The sequence below is a fragment of the Mesorhizobium sp. L103C131B0 genome, from assembly GCF_000502275.1.
In the GTDB taxonomy this organism is placed as follows: Bacteria; Pseudomonadota; Alphaproteobacteria; order Rhizobiales; family Rhizobiaceae; genus Mesorhizobium.
Map to the genome: position 1 here is coordinate 22,442 of NZ_AYXC01000005.1, position 15,229 is coordinate 37,670.

General features: G+C 63.0%; 17 protein-coding genes. 7 read left to right on the forward strand and 10 right to left on the reverse strand.

Going from position 1 to position 15,229, the window contains the following annotated elements; all coding sequences use genetic code 11:
• Nucleotides 1-70: 70 nt before the first annotated feature.
• Entirely contained in the window at nucleotides 71-1,012 is a 942-nt protein-coding gene (locus X730_RS153580) for a phosphoribosylaminoimidazolesuccinocarboxamide synthase (RefSeq protein ID WP_023826152.1), read from the forward strand.
• A 20-nt stretch (nucleotides 1,013-1,032) separates the two neighbouring features.
• Here X730_RS153580 and X730_RS153575 read toward each other — a convergent pair whose 3' ends face one another.
• The 3 genes from X730_RS153575 to X730_RS18410 are packed head-to-tail and all read right to left on the reverse strand — an operon-like array spanning nucleotide 1,033 to nucleotide 2,762.
• Nucleotides 1,033-1,917, reverse strand: a complete 885-nt coding sequence (locus X730_RS153575) for a DMT family transporter (RefSeq protein WP_023697600.1) — start codon at nucleotides 1,915-1,917, stop codon at nucleotides 1,033-1,035.
• The gene (locus tag X730_RS153570) at nucleotides 1,914-2,522 is read right to left on the reverse strand and encodes a class I SAM-dependent methyltransferase (protein WP_023826153.1); all 609 of its coding nucleotides are present in this window, start codon (nucleotides 2,520-2,522) and stop codon (nucleotides 1,914-1,916) included. The genes X730_RS153575 and X730_RS153570 overlap by 4 nt, the downstream gene beginning before the upstream one ends.
• A 27-nt stretch (nucleotides 2,523-2,549) precedes the next feature.
• Nucleotides 2,550-2,762 (reverse strand): hypothetical protein, encoded by a 213-nt coding sequence (locus tag X730_RS18410; RefSeq protein WP_023697599.1) that lies wholly within the window; start codon nucleotides 2,760-2,762, stop codon nucleotides 2,550-2,552.
• Between the two features lie 65 nt (nucleotides 2,763-2,827).
• Between X730_RS18410 and X730_RS153565 the strand changes: the two genes are divergently transcribed.
• Complete coding sequence (locus X730_RS153565; RefSeq protein ID WP_023697598.1) at nucleotides 2,828-3,772, forward strand: LysR substrate-binding domain-containing protein; 945 nt, start codon at nucleotides 2,828-2,830, stop codon at nucleotides 3,770-3,772.
• On the opposite strand, the gene X730_RS153560 is transcribed toward X730_RS153565, so the two are convergent.
• From X730_RS153560 to X730_RS153535, 6 genes are all read right to left on the reverse strand, one after another.
• Nucleotides 3,769-4,275: a DUF2314 domain-containing protein gene (locus X730_RS153560; protein ID WP_023697597.1), complete on the reverse strand. Its 507-nt coding sequence runs from the start codon at nucleotides 4,273-4,275 to the stop codon at nucleotides 3,769-3,771. The genes X730_RS153565 and X730_RS153560 overlap by 4 nt on opposite strands.
• 152 nt (nucleotides 4,276-4,427) lie before the next feature.
• The gene (locus tag X730_RS153555) at nucleotides 4,428-5,492 is read right to left on the reverse strand and encodes a GH25 family lysozyme (protein WP_023711465.1); all 1,065 of its coding nucleotides are present in this window, start codon (nucleotides 5,490-5,492) and stop codon (nucleotides 4,428-4,430) included.
• Between the two features lie 366 nt (nucleotides 5,493-5,858).
• Nucleotides 5,859-6,056, reverse strand: a complete 198-nt coding sequence (locus X730_RS153550) for a hypothetical protein (protein ID WP_023711466.1) — start codon at nucleotides 6,054-6,056, stop codon at nucleotides 5,859-5,861.
• Between the two features lie 116 nt (nucleotides 6,057-6,172).
• Nucleotides 6,173-6,571, reverse strand: coding sequence for a GFA family protein (locus X730_RS153545; RefSeq protein ID WP_023684918.1), 399 nt, complete (start codon nucleotides 6,569-6,571; stop codon nucleotides 6,173-6,175).
• Nucleotides 6,572-6,757: 186 nt separating this feature from the next.
• On the reverse strand, nucleotides 6,758-7,714 hold the full coding sequence (locus X730_RS153540; protein WP_023826154.1) for an alpha/beta hydrolase: 957 nt from the start codon (nucleotides 7,712-7,714) through the stop codon (nucleotides 6,758-6,760).
• 118 nt (nucleotides 7,715-7,832) lie between these two features.
• The gene (locus X730_RS153535; RefSeq protein ID WP_023694150.1) at nucleotides 7,833-8,081 is read right to left on the reverse strand and encodes a ParB N-terminal domain-containing protein; all 249 of its coding nucleotides are present in this window, start codon (nucleotides 8,079-8,081) and stop codon (nucleotides 7,833-7,835) included.
• 169 nt (nucleotides 8,082-8,250) lie between these two features.
• On the opposite strand from X730_RS153535, the gene X730_RS153530 reads away from it, so the two are divergent.
• The 5 genes from X730_RS153530 (at nucleotide 8,251) to X730_RS153510 (ending at nucleotide 13,944) form a co-directional block, all read left to right on the forward strand.
• The gene (locus X730_RS153530; protein ID WP_023825096.1) at nucleotides 8,251-9,888 is read left to right on the forward strand and encodes a N,N-dimethylformamidase beta subunit family domain-containing protein; all 1,638 of its coding nucleotides are present in this window, start codon (nucleotides 8,251-8,253) and stop codon (nucleotides 9,886-9,888) included.
• 1 nt (nucleotide 9,889) lies between these two features.
• Complete coding sequence (locus X730_RS153525; RefSeq protein WP_023825097.1) at nucleotides 9,890-11,263, forward strand: aspartate aminotransferase family protein; 1,374 nt, start codon at nucleotides 9,890-9,892, stop codon at nucleotides 11,261-11,263.
• A gap of 10 nt (nucleotides 11,264-11,273) precedes the next feature.
• A complete protein-coding gene (locus tag X730_RS153520) occupies nucleotides 11,274-12,203 on the forward strand; it encodes a 3-keto-5-aminohexanoate cleavage protein (RefSeq protein ID WP_023748580.1) in 930 nt (309 codons plus the stop codon).
• A gap of 209 nt (nucleotides 12,204-12,412) precedes the next feature.
• Nucleotides 12,413-12,916 (forward strand): GNAT family N-acetyltransferase, encoded by a 504-nt coding sequence (locus X730_RS153515; protein WP_031196820.1) that lies wholly within the window; start codon nucleotides 12,413-12,415, stop codon nucleotides 12,914-12,916.
• On the forward strand, nucleotides 12,913-13,944 hold the full coding sequence (locus X730_RS153510; RefSeq protein WP_023826155.1) for a histone deacetylase family protein: 1,032 nt from the start codon (nucleotides 12,913-12,915) through the stop codon (nucleotides 13,942-13,944). The genes X730_RS153515 and X730_RS153510 overlap by 4 nt, the downstream gene beginning before the upstream one ends.
• Here X730_RS153510 and X730_RS153505 read toward each other — a convergent pair whose 3' ends face one another.
• Nucleotides 13,945-15,207, reverse strand: a complete 1,263-nt coding sequence (locus tag X730_RS153505; protein ID WP_023816555.1) for a cysteine desulfurase-like protein — start codon at nucleotides 15,205-15,207, stop codon at nucleotides 13,945-13,947.
• Between the last annotated feature and the right edge of the window lie 22 nt (nucleotides 15,208-15,229).

Below are 15,229 nucleotides of genomic sequence, written 5' to 3' on the forward strand. Positions count from 1 at the left end.
TATCGAAGCCCCGCCAACTTTGTTAAGAGTCGCCCAAACTGTTAGGAGCCACGAGACCAGGATGACAGCACTGCGCGTTCTCTCGGATGCCTTCATTCCGGAACTCCCGAACCACTACAAAGGCAAGGTCCGCGAGAATTACGATCTGCCGGATGGCCGCCGCATCATCATCGCCACCGACCGGCTGAGCGCCTTCGATGTGATCCTGACCGCAATACCGCTCAAGGGAGAGCTGCTGACGCAGACGGCGCGCTACTGGTTCGAGGAAACGGCGGACATCTGCCAAAACCATGTGCTCGATTATCCCGACCCCAATGTCGTCGTCGGCACCAGGCTCGACATTCTGCCGGTGGAAATCGTCGTTCGCGACTATCTCGCCGGCACCACCAGCACTTCGGTGCTGACGAAATACAAGAACGGCGAACGCGATATGTACGGCATCCGCCTGCCGGACGGACTGCGCGACAATGAGAAGCTGCCGCAGGCCATCATCACGCCGACCAGCAAGGCGCTCGATGGCGGCCATGACGAGCCCTTGACGCGCGACGAGATCCTGACGCGCGGCCTGCTGTCGGAAGAGCAATGGGACACCGTCTCGCGCTATGCGCTGGCGCTGTTTGCGCGCGGCAAGGCGTTGGCCGCCAAGCGCGGCCTGATCCTGGTCGACACCAAATACGAGTTCGGCACGGACAAGGATGGCGCCATCGTCCTTGCCGATGAAATCCATACGCCCGATAGCAGCCGCTACTGGCTTGCGGCAAGCTATGAGGAGCGCTTCAAGGCAGGCGAGCGGCCGCAAAGCTTCGACAAGGACTTTATTCGCGCCTGGGTAACCGCGCGCTGCGATCCCTACAAGGACCGTATTCCGAAAATCCCCGCCGAACTCATCGAGCAGACGTCGCGTGTCTATACGCAGGCCTTTGAGACCATCACCGGCAAGACCTTCACCGCTGATAGATCGGGAAAGACGGTGCTGGACCGCATTCGCGAGAACCTGCGCCCTTATTTCTGACGGCGGCTGGCGGCCGCGGGTCAACTTGCCGAGGTCGCGGACACGGACGGTTCTGGCGGAGCGCGCCACGTGCCGAGATATGATCCGCACAGGATGAGCGCGAAGGCCGCGACAATGCCGATATCGAGCGGCTCTGAAAGGACGAGCACGCCGGCTGCCACGGAGACGGCGGGCGCCACATAGGTTATGACGACCGCCCGTTCGGGGCCGATCTCCCGCACCAGCAGGAAGTAGGTGGCGAAGGCAATCGCCGTGCAAAACACGCCAAGACCGAGGATTGCGCCAACCACCGTTGTCGACGGCATGGCCGCCGGCCAGGCCAACGCCGCCGGCACGGCGTAGATCAGCGCGGCCCCTGCCAGACAGACTGCCGTCAGCGAGGTAGCCGGCACATCGTTCAGCCAGCGCGACGCGATGATCGAACCCGAGGCATAGCAGGCCGCGGCCATGAGAATCTCGACGACCGCGAGAAATCCGCCACCCAAGGTCGGCAGCGCCAGCACGAAGACACCGGCAAAACCGAGGAAAAGGCCAGTCCAGCGGCGTATCCCCAGCCGCTCATCCGAGCCCATCAGCTTTGAGAGCGCGACGGTTACGGCCGGCGTCATGGCAATCAGCAGTCCCGCGGTGGAACTGTCGATGCTGACTTCGCCATGGGTGATCAGCCCCCATGGCAGGATCATCTCGACCAGACAGAATGCGGCGACCGCCCGCCAATGTGTCTTCAGCCATCCGAAACTGCGCTGGACAAGGACGAAGGGCAGCAGCGCCAGGGCGCCGACGGCTGTTCGGGCAAAGACCAGGAAGGGCACCGACACCTCGGCAACCGCCAGCTTGATCAACAAATAGGGAATGCCCCACAGGAGGCTGAGCAGCACGAACAAAAACAGTCCGCGGCGCGTCATGACGGCCTCACAGCCAGAAAGGTGGTCCACTCTTCGCGATCGCGGCCGACGTTGAATTCGTCTCCGACAAGAACCAGCCCGGCGTTTTCAAGGCGGGCCGCGAAGTCGTCCCTGCGCCAGTAGACCGTATGATATTCGCCGCTCTTCTCGCCATCGCCAATGCGCATCGAGACGAGGAAGGCGCCGCCCGGCCGCAGCGACCCGGCAATCTTGGCAAGCACCTGGTCGGCCTGCTCGCGCGGCACGTGGATCAGGACGCACAATGCGAGCACCGCGTCGTAGGGGCCGCCGAGATCGTCGGTGATGAGATCGAGAAACTCACCATGCTTGCCGCGTGCGGCCTGCAACTCGAGAAACCGCTTCGTTGCGTCTGTGCGCCGAACCTGGACACCGAGCCCTTCGACGAAGTCCGCGTCGTATCCGGGTCCCGAGCCGACTTCCAGTATGCGGCCGCCTTTGCCGGCGATCTTCACCAGGCGCTTCAGCCATTTCTGTTCTCTTTGGTTCGGAACGTGCCGCACCAGAGCGTCGTAGCGTTCGGCATAGTCCTCATAGGCGTCGATCGTTTGGCGGCTCTTCGCCAGATCCTCGGATGGCACAGTCATCTTTCCCTCCCCTGGTCAAAGAGCTTGTTAGCCAATGGTGCCGGGAGGCACGCGTCCGTCAAGCATACCGATATCCCTGAGGAAATGATCCGACAGCGAGCGGCGGTCGAGCAGGCCGCGCTTGCGAGGCCTGAACGGCGCGGTGAAGAGGTCGAGCACCGGGCGGCGAAGCGTGTTGTAGAGAGCGATGGTGGTGGTCATTGCCGTATCCTCCAGGGTTTGATCCGATGAATGCAGCATGCCGTTTTCCGGGCTTGGTTTCCAATCGAACGTCGCGTAGTATGCATCAGCGGGATTGATGCGTCATGAGCTGGGAACTACCACCATTAGGAGCCATCAGGGTCTTTGAAGCCGCGGCCCGGCTGGGCAGTTTCACCAAGGCAGCCGAAGAACTCGGCATGACCCAATCAGCTGCCAGCTATCAGATAAAGGTGCTGGAAGAACGTGCCGGAACGCCGCTTTTCATAAGAAAAACAAGGCAGATCGCGCTGACCGAGGCCGGACAGCAGCTGGCGCCGCACGCAACAGGCGCGTTCTCGACCCTGGCCGACGCATGGGTCGCCACCAAGGGTGGAGCGACCGGCGTGCTGTCGGTGACGACCATGGAAACCTTCGCATCGAACTGGCTGGCCGTATGGCTTGGAACATTCCAGCTGATGCATCCCGATCTTGCCGTGAAGGTGAATACATCGCACGGGCTGGTCGATTTCACGCGCGGCGACATGGATGTCGGCATTCGCACCGGCAGTGGAAAATGGCCGGGCCTGACGGCTCACTATCTGTTCAAGGCGGACTATACGCCGATGCTCAGCCCGAGACTCGCCGAAAGCGTCGGCGGCATCCACCGCCCTGAGGATCTCTACCAACTGCCGCTATGCTGTGCCGACGATCCCTGGTGGGAAATCTGGTTCAAGGCTGCCGGCGTGCCGTTCGAGCCCGATCGCGTCATCGCTGGCCCGAAGCTGGGTACGCAGGCCTATGATGCGATGGCGGCGCTGACCGACAAGGGCGCCGCGATCCTCACCAGAAACCTTTACAGCGCCCTGTTGGAAAAGGGCCAGTTGATACAGCCATTCGACGTGCTTGGCTCGGACGGCGACGGCTATTGGCTGGTGCATCTGGAGAGCCGCCGCAACGCGCCCAAAATCAAGGTGTTTCGCGACTGGGTGCTGGCGCAAACGGCAGAGATACGCGAACGCGAACGGCTCGATAACCCTCAAGGCGCCACGATCAAGCTCGCCCGTGTCTAATCCTTAAAGGTCAACCCGTACTTGGCGACCTGTTCCTTCGGCATATCCGCAAGCGCCTGGCGCGTGGTGTAGCCGCCGTAGATCACCTTCCCGTTCTTGATCATCCAGTCCTCGACGTCGGCCTCGGTTACCGTCATCCTGTCGCCCATCTTGTACTTGTTGCCATTGACCGGCACGTCGGCGAGCAGGCCAATATAAGAGCCTTCGCTGTAGCCGACCAGCTGCAGCCAGATATGCTCGGTGGCGCCGTTCTGGGTCAGCGGGAATTTTACCGTGTAGGTGCCGGGCGTGCCGGCGTTCATCAGTTCGTGGAAGCGCTTGAGGGTCGAGCGGCCGCTGTCCTTGGCGGCCTGCATCGCCTTGTCCTCGGTGGAATAAGACACGACGTTCTGCTTCGACTCAGCCAGCGAAGCGCCACTTCCGCCCGGCATGTGGCCGAGCGAGCTAAAAAACCCGTAGCCGACAGCGGCGGCAAGAGCGACAGCCACAACTGGATTGCGCATGGACCCCTCCGAAACCCGATCACGGGCACGTTACCGGAAGGCTGTTGCGATACCGCTAAAGGACAGAGTGAGCGGATCGTTAGCGAGATGCTGAAAATTCAACCCAAGGCGCAGCGGCAGGCAGCGCAGGCGCACCGGCACCTGCCTGACGTTCAGTCGGCGTCGGCGACGGTCGTCTGCCCGCCTGCCCATGCCCGCCAGGCGCGCTCGTCGCCATGGAAGACGTTGAGGTCGATGCGGCCGGTCACGCCGTGCGACAGGCCGGAGCCGGAATACTGCCAGAACAGCCATTTGCGGCCGGGATAGACTTTTGAGGGATGCCGCGCGACGGCGCGCAGCCAGAACGGATAATCGAGAAACGCACCCTTGAGATTGTCGCGATAGAAATCCGGCGCGGTGTAGATGATGGGCCGCTGGCCGTAATGGCGCTCCAGCTTGTCCATGAACACCTTCATCTTTTCCAGCACGGTGGCCCGCGACGGCCGCCGCTTGCAGGAAGATTCGCCGTTCCACTCGACATCGATTACCGGTGGCAGCGCGCCTTCGACCCTCGGCACATTGCGGATGAACCAGTCGGCCTGCTCGCCCGCAGTGCGGCACCAGTAGAAGAAATGATAGGCGCCGCGCTTCAGCCCGGCGGCGTCGGCATTGCGCCAGTTCTTCATGAACATCGGGTCGAGATGGTCGCCGCCATCGGTCGCCTTGATATAGGCGAAGTTGGCGCCCTGGGCACGCAGCTTGCCCCAGTTGACATTGCCCTGCCAGCGCGAGACGTCGACGCCGTGGACGGCAAGGTAGCGTGGCGAAGCCTTGCCGAAATTGATCGGCTTGGCGTCGCGGAAACCGTAGCGGGTGACCGGCGAGGCCAGCATGGCCGGCGCCGCGCGCGTCAACCGCTTCGGCGCAGACATCAGAGCGGCGGGCTCGAGCTGTGGTCTGGTGCTCCCCTGCGGCGTGCCCGCGACGATGGCCTCTTCTTCCTCGACCATGGAAAAGGGCGGCGCATTGTCGGCCACAGCGTTGTCGGCCACCATGTCGGACCGCATCGGCGCGAGGTCGGCGGTCCCCGCCGGAGCCGCGGTGACCGGCGCGCTCGGACGCACGACCGAACTGGTCGTCTCGTTCGACGGCTGCAAGCCATCGACGCCCGCTGTGGACGAACAGCCGGCAAGCCACAGCGATGCCAACATGAAACTGACGACGCCTGAAATCCGCATCTGGACCTGTACGCAAAACACAACAGACCGAAGGCAAACAGACGCCGCCGGACAAACCGGCCTCGATTACTAACGAGAAATTACCAACAAAGTTTGAATCAAGTTATTAGGAATTGGCCGGGGTATGTTCGGCGGCCATAACCTACCTTCGTCATTCTAGGGCGAAGCAGTCGCGAAGCGACGTCGCGCAGACCCTGGAAATCCATGCCGTTACATCCATGGCATGAAGACGGTTCAAGATTGAGTTTGGGCGAAACGGGTCGAGCAAGGAAGCCATTCTCGACCGCGACATACTTCGGCCGACGTCACGGCGTGGATCCTCGGGTCAAGCCAGGTCAAGCCCGAGGATGACGAAGGATCATAGCCTTACCTTCCCAGCCATTGCTGCAAACAGGTCTTGGCCACCACATGCGCCGGCGGCACCGACGGTTCGTCGGCGGCCGGGCGGCGGGCACGTTCGAGCAGCAGGCGAACCTGTTCGGGGCGCACGCGGTCACGCTCCATCACGAGGAGGACCATCGGATCGCTCAAAAGCTCGTCCAGGGTGCTGATTCTGTCGCTCATCGGTCGTCTCCTCGATACCGGCCCGCAGACGACAGATAGGCAGCCAATCATGGCCCGCCAATGACGCTTTGCCGGCTATGTCGTGGTTTCGGGATTAATTTCCGGTAAGGCCGGCGTCAGTTCGGAGGCGGCGCGCCTTCATGGTGCGGCAGGCCGTCATCGAGCTGCAGCCAAGGCTGCTTCGAGGCGGTCCACATATGCATTTCCGGCTTGAACAGCGAGGGATCGTCGAGCGAGCCGGTGGTGATGCCGACGATGCCGGCGGAGTCGCGTCGGGAAAACAGCGTGGTGCCGCAAGCGGCGCAAAAGCCGCGCTTGAGGTCCGGAGAGGTGTTGACCGTCGCCACCTCTCCCTCGACGGTGACATCGTCGATGCGAAACAAAAGGCGGGCGTTGAAGGCCGCGCCTATGACCTTCTGGCAGCGCCGGCAATGGCAGACGCGCTGGTTGAGCGGCGCCGCCTCGGTGCCGTAGCGCACTGCCCCGCAATGGCATCCGCCCTGGTATTTCGTCATCATTCGAACCCATCGCACTGAATGTCTCTTGAAGATATCGACAGGTACCTTTCGGTCAATTGAAAAGCCGTGATGGCGCCATCGATTGCGCCGATAGGACCAATCGCTGCGCCAAGGCTCTGTAGCTTCGCAGGCACAAAAAAGCCGACCGCCTCTTCGAGACGGCCGGCATGTATCTCAGGCAAGCTATTTCGTTTCGCTGAGGACTTCGTCCCAGGTCTTCACCTTGGTTTCGCAATTGAGGAAGGGCAGTGCCGCGGCCGTCAGTTCCGGTGCGAAGAAGACGTCGTAGTGGGTGCGGTTGGGAATGATGGCCAGCCGGTTCTGCGACAGGTTCTCACGCATCCAGCCGGCATCCTTCAGCCCGCCGCCGATCATCTGGTAGAACCTGATCTCGTGCTCGGGCTTGTACATGTCGCTGTCGCCATAGGCCAGCATAACTGGCATCTTCAGCTTCGCCACATCGGCGGAATAGTCGTAATCCTTGCGCATGAAATTGCCCAGCGCATCGAGCAGTTTAGGGAAATCGTCGGGACGTGGGGCGACGGCGACGTAGGATTTGTACATCGGCGTGTCCTTCATGAAATCGGCGGCGGCCGCGCTCACCTGCGCCTGCTGGCCGCGCATCTCGTCATAGAAGCCATTGGCGGCGAAGCCGGTCGAGACCAGGACCAGCCGGCGCACCGTCTCGGGATGCTGAACGGCCATACGGAAGGCGACGCCGCCGCCCAGCGAATAGCCAAGCACGTCGACCTTGTCATAGCCGAGCGCCTTGACGATACCAGCCATGTCGTCGCCCATCCCCTCCAGGCTGAAGGGTCGCTCGCCGAGCGCGGTGCGGCCATGGCCCTGCAGGTCGACGGCAATGATGGTGCGGTTTTCCGCCAGCTTCGGCAGCAGCGGCGCGAACATGTCCGACGTGCCAAGGCCGCCATGCAGCAGAAGCAGCGGTTCGCCCTTGCCGTAGACGGCATAGTAGTAATTCAGGCCGTCGATCGGCAGCAGGCCGGACTTTTCCGGCTTCGGCATGGCTGTTGCCTCGGTGGTCATGGCGGGCTTGGTCTCCTCTGCATTGGCTGGGCCGGGCGCTACGAACAAGGCAGCGACCGAGGCAAGAATGGCGAAATAGATTGGTCTGGACATGTCGGTCTCCTCGGGTTCCGCCCCAAGGACGAGCAAGCACGCCGCGTGCCGACATGCCCTGCGAAAAAATCCGCGGAGGAATGACCGGTTTGGCTGTTTGTCGATCGGGTCGCGCGCCTCAGTGGCGCTTGGCTTGCACCAGATAGGCGTCGATCTCGGTCTCGCCGAGCCATTTGGCGGCTTCCAGCCGGTGCAGGCCCTCGACCAGGATGTGGCGCTTGCCGTCATTGCGAACCTGGATCGGCGTCTTCATGCCGTTTTCCAGTATGTCTTCGGCCAGGTGCCGGACCGTTTCGGGATGCAGCGTCTTCTTGCGCGCCGTCGGCACGTAGATGTCGTCGACCTTGACCTTCTGCACTCTCAGCATGCCGGCTCCCGAGGCGGAACATACCGCCTCGCCTGAGATAGTCGGTTTGCCGGGTGCGGCCAAGAGCGGCCAAGCAATTGTGTCGTATGCAATTGCTGGCCCGATCGTTTCCATTTGACGCTTGGCCGGCAGATGGCCGAAATGGCGGCCTGTCACTTTTCCGGTGTTCATGACCCATCTGCCAACCGAATTTCCCGATTTCGGACTGACGCCCGAGCAGCGCCGCGAGGCAGTGCGCGGCCATTACTATGAATGGCCGGGAATGGACGGCGAGCGCGGCGAGATCTGGTGTTATTCCAACCGCTTTTCCTACCGCGCCGGCGAGACCGTGACGCTGCATGTCAGTTCGACAGTGCCGCGCTTCAGCATTGTCATTGTCCGCGACGGCGGCAGCGAGACAAAAGTCTTCGAGCAAACGGGGCTTTCGGCGCGCTGGCAGGATACGCCCGACCAGTGCTCGGTCGAAGGCTGCGGCTGGGAGGCGTCTTTCGAATTTCGCATCGGCAAGGATTGGCCATCCGGCGCCTATCGGCTGACGCTGACGGCAGACGGGCGCGACGGCAAAGCTATCCTTTGCCATCACCTCATCATCGTCGCGCTCCTGCCCGGCAGCAAACCCGGTCGCGTGCTGCAGGTGGCGGCGACCGGCACCTGGCTGTCCTACAACACATGGGGCGGCTCCAACGCCTATCAGGGCATCACCGGCCCGGGCCGCGACCAGTATGCGCGCATGGTGTCGACGCAGCGGCCTTGGTGCCGTGGCTTCGTGGTGTTGCCCAAGGACGCGCCGCGCGTGCCGCTGGAGGTTGCCGTGCCGCCGAAAACAGTGCCGCGCTATCCGCACATGGAATGGGCGTACGCCACGGGACATTCGAAGAAATACACCTCCTCCGGCTGGGCGAGCTATGACAGCCACTTCTTCCGCTTTGCCGAGCGCGCCGGCTATGGCGTCGATCTCGCCAGCCAGCACGATTTGCACTTCTCGCCCGAAATCCTCGATGGTTATGACTGTGTGGTCTTCGTCGGCCATGACGAGTACTGGACCTGGGAGATGCGGGACGCCGTCGACAGCTACGTCGAGCGCGGCGGCCATGCGGCGCGCTTTGCCGGCAATTTCATGTGGCAGACAAGGCTGGAGGACGAAGGCCGCCGGCAGGTCTGTTACAAATACCGCGCGCGGGCCGAAGACCCGGCCTATGGCGGCGACGTCACCCGCGCCACCAACTCCTGGGAAGCGCCGGAGATCGGCCGTCCCGGCGCTCTGACCTTCGGCCTTAACGCGACGCGCGGCGTCTATGCCGGCTGGGGCGGCTGCGCGCCGCGCGGCGTGCGCGGCTTTCCGGTCTATCGGCCCGAGCATTGGGCCTTTGCCGGCACCGGAATCTATTATGGCGACCTGCTTGGCGCCGACAGTCATGTCTATGGCTATGAGGTCGACGGGCTCGATTTCGAGATCCGCGGCGGCCTGCCCTATCCGACACCGGACAGCGGTGCGCCTGACGGGCTGCAGGTGCTGGCCGTCGGCATGGCGAGCCAGGTCGAGGAAAGCGCCGATATCCCGATCGAGGACCAGTTTCTCGCCGACGAGGATGGCCGCTTTACGGCCGAAACGCTGTTTGGCGAGGCGACCGACGCCAATCTGGAAAAGGTCAAACGCGGCAACGGCATGATCGTCAATTTTCCGCGCGGCAAGGGCGAGGTTTTCCACGCCGGAAGCTGCGAATGGGTCGCCGGCCTGCTCAGGCAGGATCCCATGGTCGAGCGCGTGACCAGGAATGTAATCGACCGCTATCTCGGAAAGACCTGACATGCAGAAGCCCTCATCAACTGGTTCAGAAACGCGCGCGCCATCGCACCTGTTCTACCTCTCCAGCCTGCGCCGGCCGCTGATCGACCGCGCCGAAGGCATCTATATGTGGACGCAGGACGGCCGCCGCTTCATCGACGGATCGAGCGGGCCGATGGTCGCCAATATCGGTCACTCCAACCGCAATGTGCTGGACGCCATGAAGCGGCAGATGGACCGCGCCACCTTCGCCTACCGGCTGCATTTCGAGAACGAGCAGGCGGAAGAACTGGCGCGGGAGCTCGCCGGCAAACTGCCGGAGGGCATGGACCGAATCTTCTTCGTCTCCGGCGGTTCGGAGGCGACGGAATCCTGCATCAAGCTGGCGCGGCAATGGGCGGTCGCGACCGGCCAGCCGAAGCGCTGGAAGGTTATCACGCGTTTTCCCTCCTATCATGGCGGCACGCTGGGTTCGCTTTCGATAACCGGCGACGATGCGCTGGCCGAAACGTTCACACCGATGATGCGGGTGATGCCGACCGTGCCGGCGCCGACGGCATGGCGCGACCGCGACAATCTTTCGATGGAGCAGCGCGGCGTCCGTTATGCCGACATGCTGGAGGAGAAGATCCAGGCCGAGGGCCCGGACAGCGTGCTCGCCTTCATCATGGAGCCGATCGGCGGTGCGGCGACTTCGGCCCTCGTCGCACCGGACAGCTATTATCCGCGTATACGCGAGATCTGCGACCGCTACGGCATCCTGCTCATCCATGATGAAGTGATGAGCGGCGCCGGCCGCACCGGAAAATTCCTTGGCGGCGACCATTGGAACTGCAAGCCCGACATCGTCGCGCTGTCGAAGGGGCTTGGCTCCGGCTATGCGCCGCTCGGCGCGCTGGCCGCCCCGATGCGGCTGGTCGAGCCGCTGCTGGCGTCGGGCGGCTTCCAGCATGGCCACACCTATGCTGGCAATCCGCTCGCCTGCGCGGCCGGGCTCGCCGTGCTCGGCGAGATGGACCGCCTCGACCTGATCGCCAATGCCGCCGCGATGGGCGACGTGCTGATGGACGGGCTGAAAGCGCTGGCGAAGCGTTTTCCGTTCATCGCCGATGTCCGAGGCAAAGGCCTGCTCACCGGGGCCGAGATGGTTGCCGATCCCGAAACTCTACGGCCGATCGAACAGGGCAAGAAAGCCACGCAGCGCCTGCTCGACCTCGCCTACGAGCGCGGGCTGATCATCTACGGCCGCAGGGTCAAGGGCGGTGTCGACGGCGACAATTTCATGGTGGCGCCGCCGATGATCGTCACGGCTGAAGAGGTCGGCGAGATCATTTCCATCATCGGCGATTCGCTGGAAGTTCTGGCCGCCGAACTCGACCTGCCGGTCGAAGGCTGAGGGCTAAAGAATGGCGCCGAGGAAAGTCATCATCACCTGCGCGGTCACTGGCTCGGTGCACACCCCGTCCATGTCGCCCTATCTGCCGGTGACGCCGGACCAGATCGCGACCGACGCCATCGCGGCGGCCGAGGCTGGCGCCTCAATCCTGCATCTCCACGCCCGCGATCCCAAAGACGGCCGGCCGACCGCCGATCCTGAGGTGTTCATGCAGTTCCTGCCGCGCATCAAGCAAGCGACCGATGCGGTGATCAACATCACCACCGGCGGTTCGTCGCTGATGACGCTCGACCAGCGGCTGGCGGCATCACTGCGGGCCGAGCCGGAAATGTGTTCGCTGAACATGGGCTCGATGAATTTCGCGCTGTTCCCGATGCTCGACAAGCCAAGGGAATGGCAGCACGAGTGGGAACCAAAGCTGCTCGAAGCCACCCGCGACACCATCTTCAAGAACACCTTTGCCGATATGGAAGGCGTGCTCGAAAAGCTCGGCAAGGGCTGCGGCACGCGCTTCGAGTTCGAATGCTACGATGTCGGCCATCTCTATTCGCTGGCGCATTTCCGCGACCGCGGGCTGGTGTCGGGGCCGCTGTTCATTCAATTCGTGCTCGGCATTCTGGGTGGCATCGGTGCCGATCCCGACAATCTCATCCACATGAAGCGCATTGCCGACAAGCTGTTCGGCGACAGCTACCAGTTCTCGGTGCTCGCCGCCGGCCGCCACCAGATGCCGCTGATCTCGATCGCAGCGGCGATGGGCGGCAATGTCCGCGTCGGGCTGGAGGACAGTCTCTACGACGGACGCCAGCTGGCGAAATCCAACGCCGACCAGGTGCGCAGGATACGTGGCATTCTCGATGGCCTGTCGTTGGAGGTGGCCACACCGGCGGAGGCGCGGGAGATGCTGGCGCTGAAGGGTGGGGACCGGGTGGCGTTTTGAGATGATTGATCTGCGATGATGGCGTTCTGGCACACCCCCCTCTGGCCTGCCGGACATCTCACCCCCAAGGGGGGAGATCGGATGTCACTGCGGCCTTCGCCAATCTCAATCGTTGCAAAATGGATGGCAGCGCCAAAGCTGCCAATCTCCCCCCTTGAGGGTGAGATGTCCGGCAGGACAGAGGGGGGTGCCTGGGCGCCTTGCCTATCGTGAGTACAGTCACCCTCCGCCCCGGCACCATCGACGACGTCGACACCATCCATGCCGCGCTGCTCAAGCTCGGCACCCATATCGGCGCGCATCAGGAGATCACGTCCACTGCCGACGATCTCCGCCGCTACGGCTTTGGCGACAAACCCGCCTTCTCCACCCTGATCGCCGAGATCGGCGGCGATTTTGCGGGGCTCTGCCTGCATTTCCCGATCTTCTCGACATGGATGGGGCGGCCCGGCGTCTATATCCAGGACCTCTATGTCGAGGACCGGTTTCGCGGCCGCAAGATCGGCGAAAGACTGCTGCGCCGGGTCGCGCGCGACTGCCGCCGGGATGGCGGCGCCTATCTCAGGCTGTCCGTCGACACCGACAATGACGGCGCCAAGGCTTTTTATGAGAGACTGGGCATCGCCTGGTCGAGCTACGAGCAGACGCAGAAGATTGTTGGCGATGCCTTTTTCGCCTTTGCCGATGCAGCGCAGGATGGGGACGCGGAATGAAAGCCTTCTTTGCCGAGGAGCAGAAACGCCACGACCCGAAGGCCTTTCTGTCCAGCGGTGCGCCGCAGCCCAATCCCGAACAGCCGGAGCGGGTAGAGCGATTGTTAGCCGGCGCAAAATCCGCCGGATTGATGATCGAGCGGCCCAGGGAACATGGCCTAGGCCCGGTGGCGGCCGTGCATACGCCGGAGTATCTCGCCTTCCTCGAACACATTTTTGCGCGCTGGCAGCGCATCGAGGGCGCATCCGCGGAAGTCATCCCCAACATCCATCCACTGGCCCGCACAGGGTCCTATCCGGCCTCGGCGGTCGGCCAGGCCGGCTACCACATGGCCGACACCGCTTGCCCGATCTCGGCCGAAACCTGGCACAGCGCGCTGTGGAGCGCTTGGAGCTCGGTCGAAGCGGCGGAAGCTGTCATGGCAGGCGCGCCTGCCGCTTATGCGCTCTGCCGGCCGCCCGGCCATCATGCCTTTGCCGATGTCGCCGGCGGCTTCTGCTTCATCAACAATTCAGCGGTCGCGGCCCAGGTGTTGCGCAAGCAGGCAGCGCGGGTGGTGATCCTCGATGTCGACCTGCATCACGGCAACGGCACGCAAGGCATCTTTTATACGCGTTCCGACGTCCTGACGGTGTCGCTGCACGCCGATCCGGTGCGCTTCTATCCGTTCTTCTGGGGCCATGCCGATGAGCGCGGCGAAGGTCCGGGCCTCGGCTATAATTTCAACCTGCCATTGCCGCGCAAATCAGCCGACGCGGCGTTTCTGGAGGCCCTCGAAGTGGCGTTCCAGCGTATCCGCGCCTTTTCGCCGGACGCGCTGGTCGTGGCGCTCGGTCTCGATGCGTTCGAGGGCGATCCGTTCGGCGGGCTTTCGGTGACCACGCCCGGTTTCTCGCGGATCGGCGAGGCAATTGCCAAGCTTGGCCTGCCGACGATTATCGTCCAGGAAGGCGGCTATCTCTGCGACGCGCTCGGCGACAATCTCACGGCGTTCCTCACCGGTTTCGCGGCAAACAGCGATAGCTGACTAGCGCTGCTGCCTCAGCATGGCGATCTCCCGGTGCACGCTTTCCAACGTCTCGTCGATCTCTGCCGCCGTGTTGTAGTGCGCAATACCGATGCGCACGACGCCCTGCTCGGCCGGAATGCCGAGATGGTGGACGATCTCCCAGGCGTAGTTGTGACCCGACCATAGAAAAATGTTCTCGGCATTCATCTGCCGCACGATCGTCTCTGGCACGATGCCGTCGACGGTGAAGGACACGGTCGGCACGCGCTCAATGACACGCTTCTGATCGGTGATGCCGCGGATGGTCAGGCCCTCAATGGCGGACAGCCCATCGATCAGCCTCAGCGCCAGCGGGTTTTCGTAGGCGATCGACACTTCGTATGCCTTTGCGATCTTTTGCCTTCGCGAACCGCCCTCGCCGGCCGCAGCACCGAGTTCGGCGAAGTAATCGACCGCTGCGGTAAGCCCGGCCATCAGTTCGATCTGCGGCGTGCCGAGTTCGAAGCGCTCCGGCAGGCCATTGGAAGAGCAACGGCATTTGTAGGGTTGCAGCGCATCGATGATGTCGCGGCGTCCCCACAATATGCCCATGTGCGGGCCGAAGAATTTGTAGGCCGAGCAGATCAGGAAGTCGCAGCCGAGATCCTGCACGTCGACCAGCCCGTGCGGCGCGAACTGCACGGCATCGACATAGACGAGCGCGCCGGCCTGTTTGGCGATGGCCGTCAGCGCCTTGACCCGGTTGATCGAGCCGGTGAGGTTCGACGCATAGTTCAGCGCAACGAGTTTTGTCCTGTCGGTAAGCAGAGCGCTGAGCGCCGCCTCCTCGACCTGCCAGCTGTTCTCGTCGAAGGGCAGGAAGCGCACCACAAGGCCGAGGTCCTCGGCCAGCTGCAGCCAGGGCGAGACATTGCCCTCATGATCCATGCGGGTGACGATGATCTCGTCGCCCGGCTTGAAGCCGCGGCCGAGCGTGCGCGACATGTGATAGGTCAGCGTCGTCATATTGGCGCCGATGATGATTTCCTCAGCGCTCGCTGCACCCAGGAAATCGGCCATCGCCGCATGGGCGCCGTCGACCACCTGTTGCGCGGCAAGCGTGGTTTCGAAATAACCGCCGAGATTGGCGTTGGTGGTGAGGAGGCAGCGCGCCACCGCATCGGCAACCGCCTGTGGCACCTGCGTGCCGGCCGGATTGTCGAGATAGATGCGCCGGCGGCCTTTGTCGGTCAGGTCCAGCGCCGGAAATTTTCCCCTGACGGTCTCGATCGGAAAATCCATTGCTGTCCCCTTCCCCTTGTCT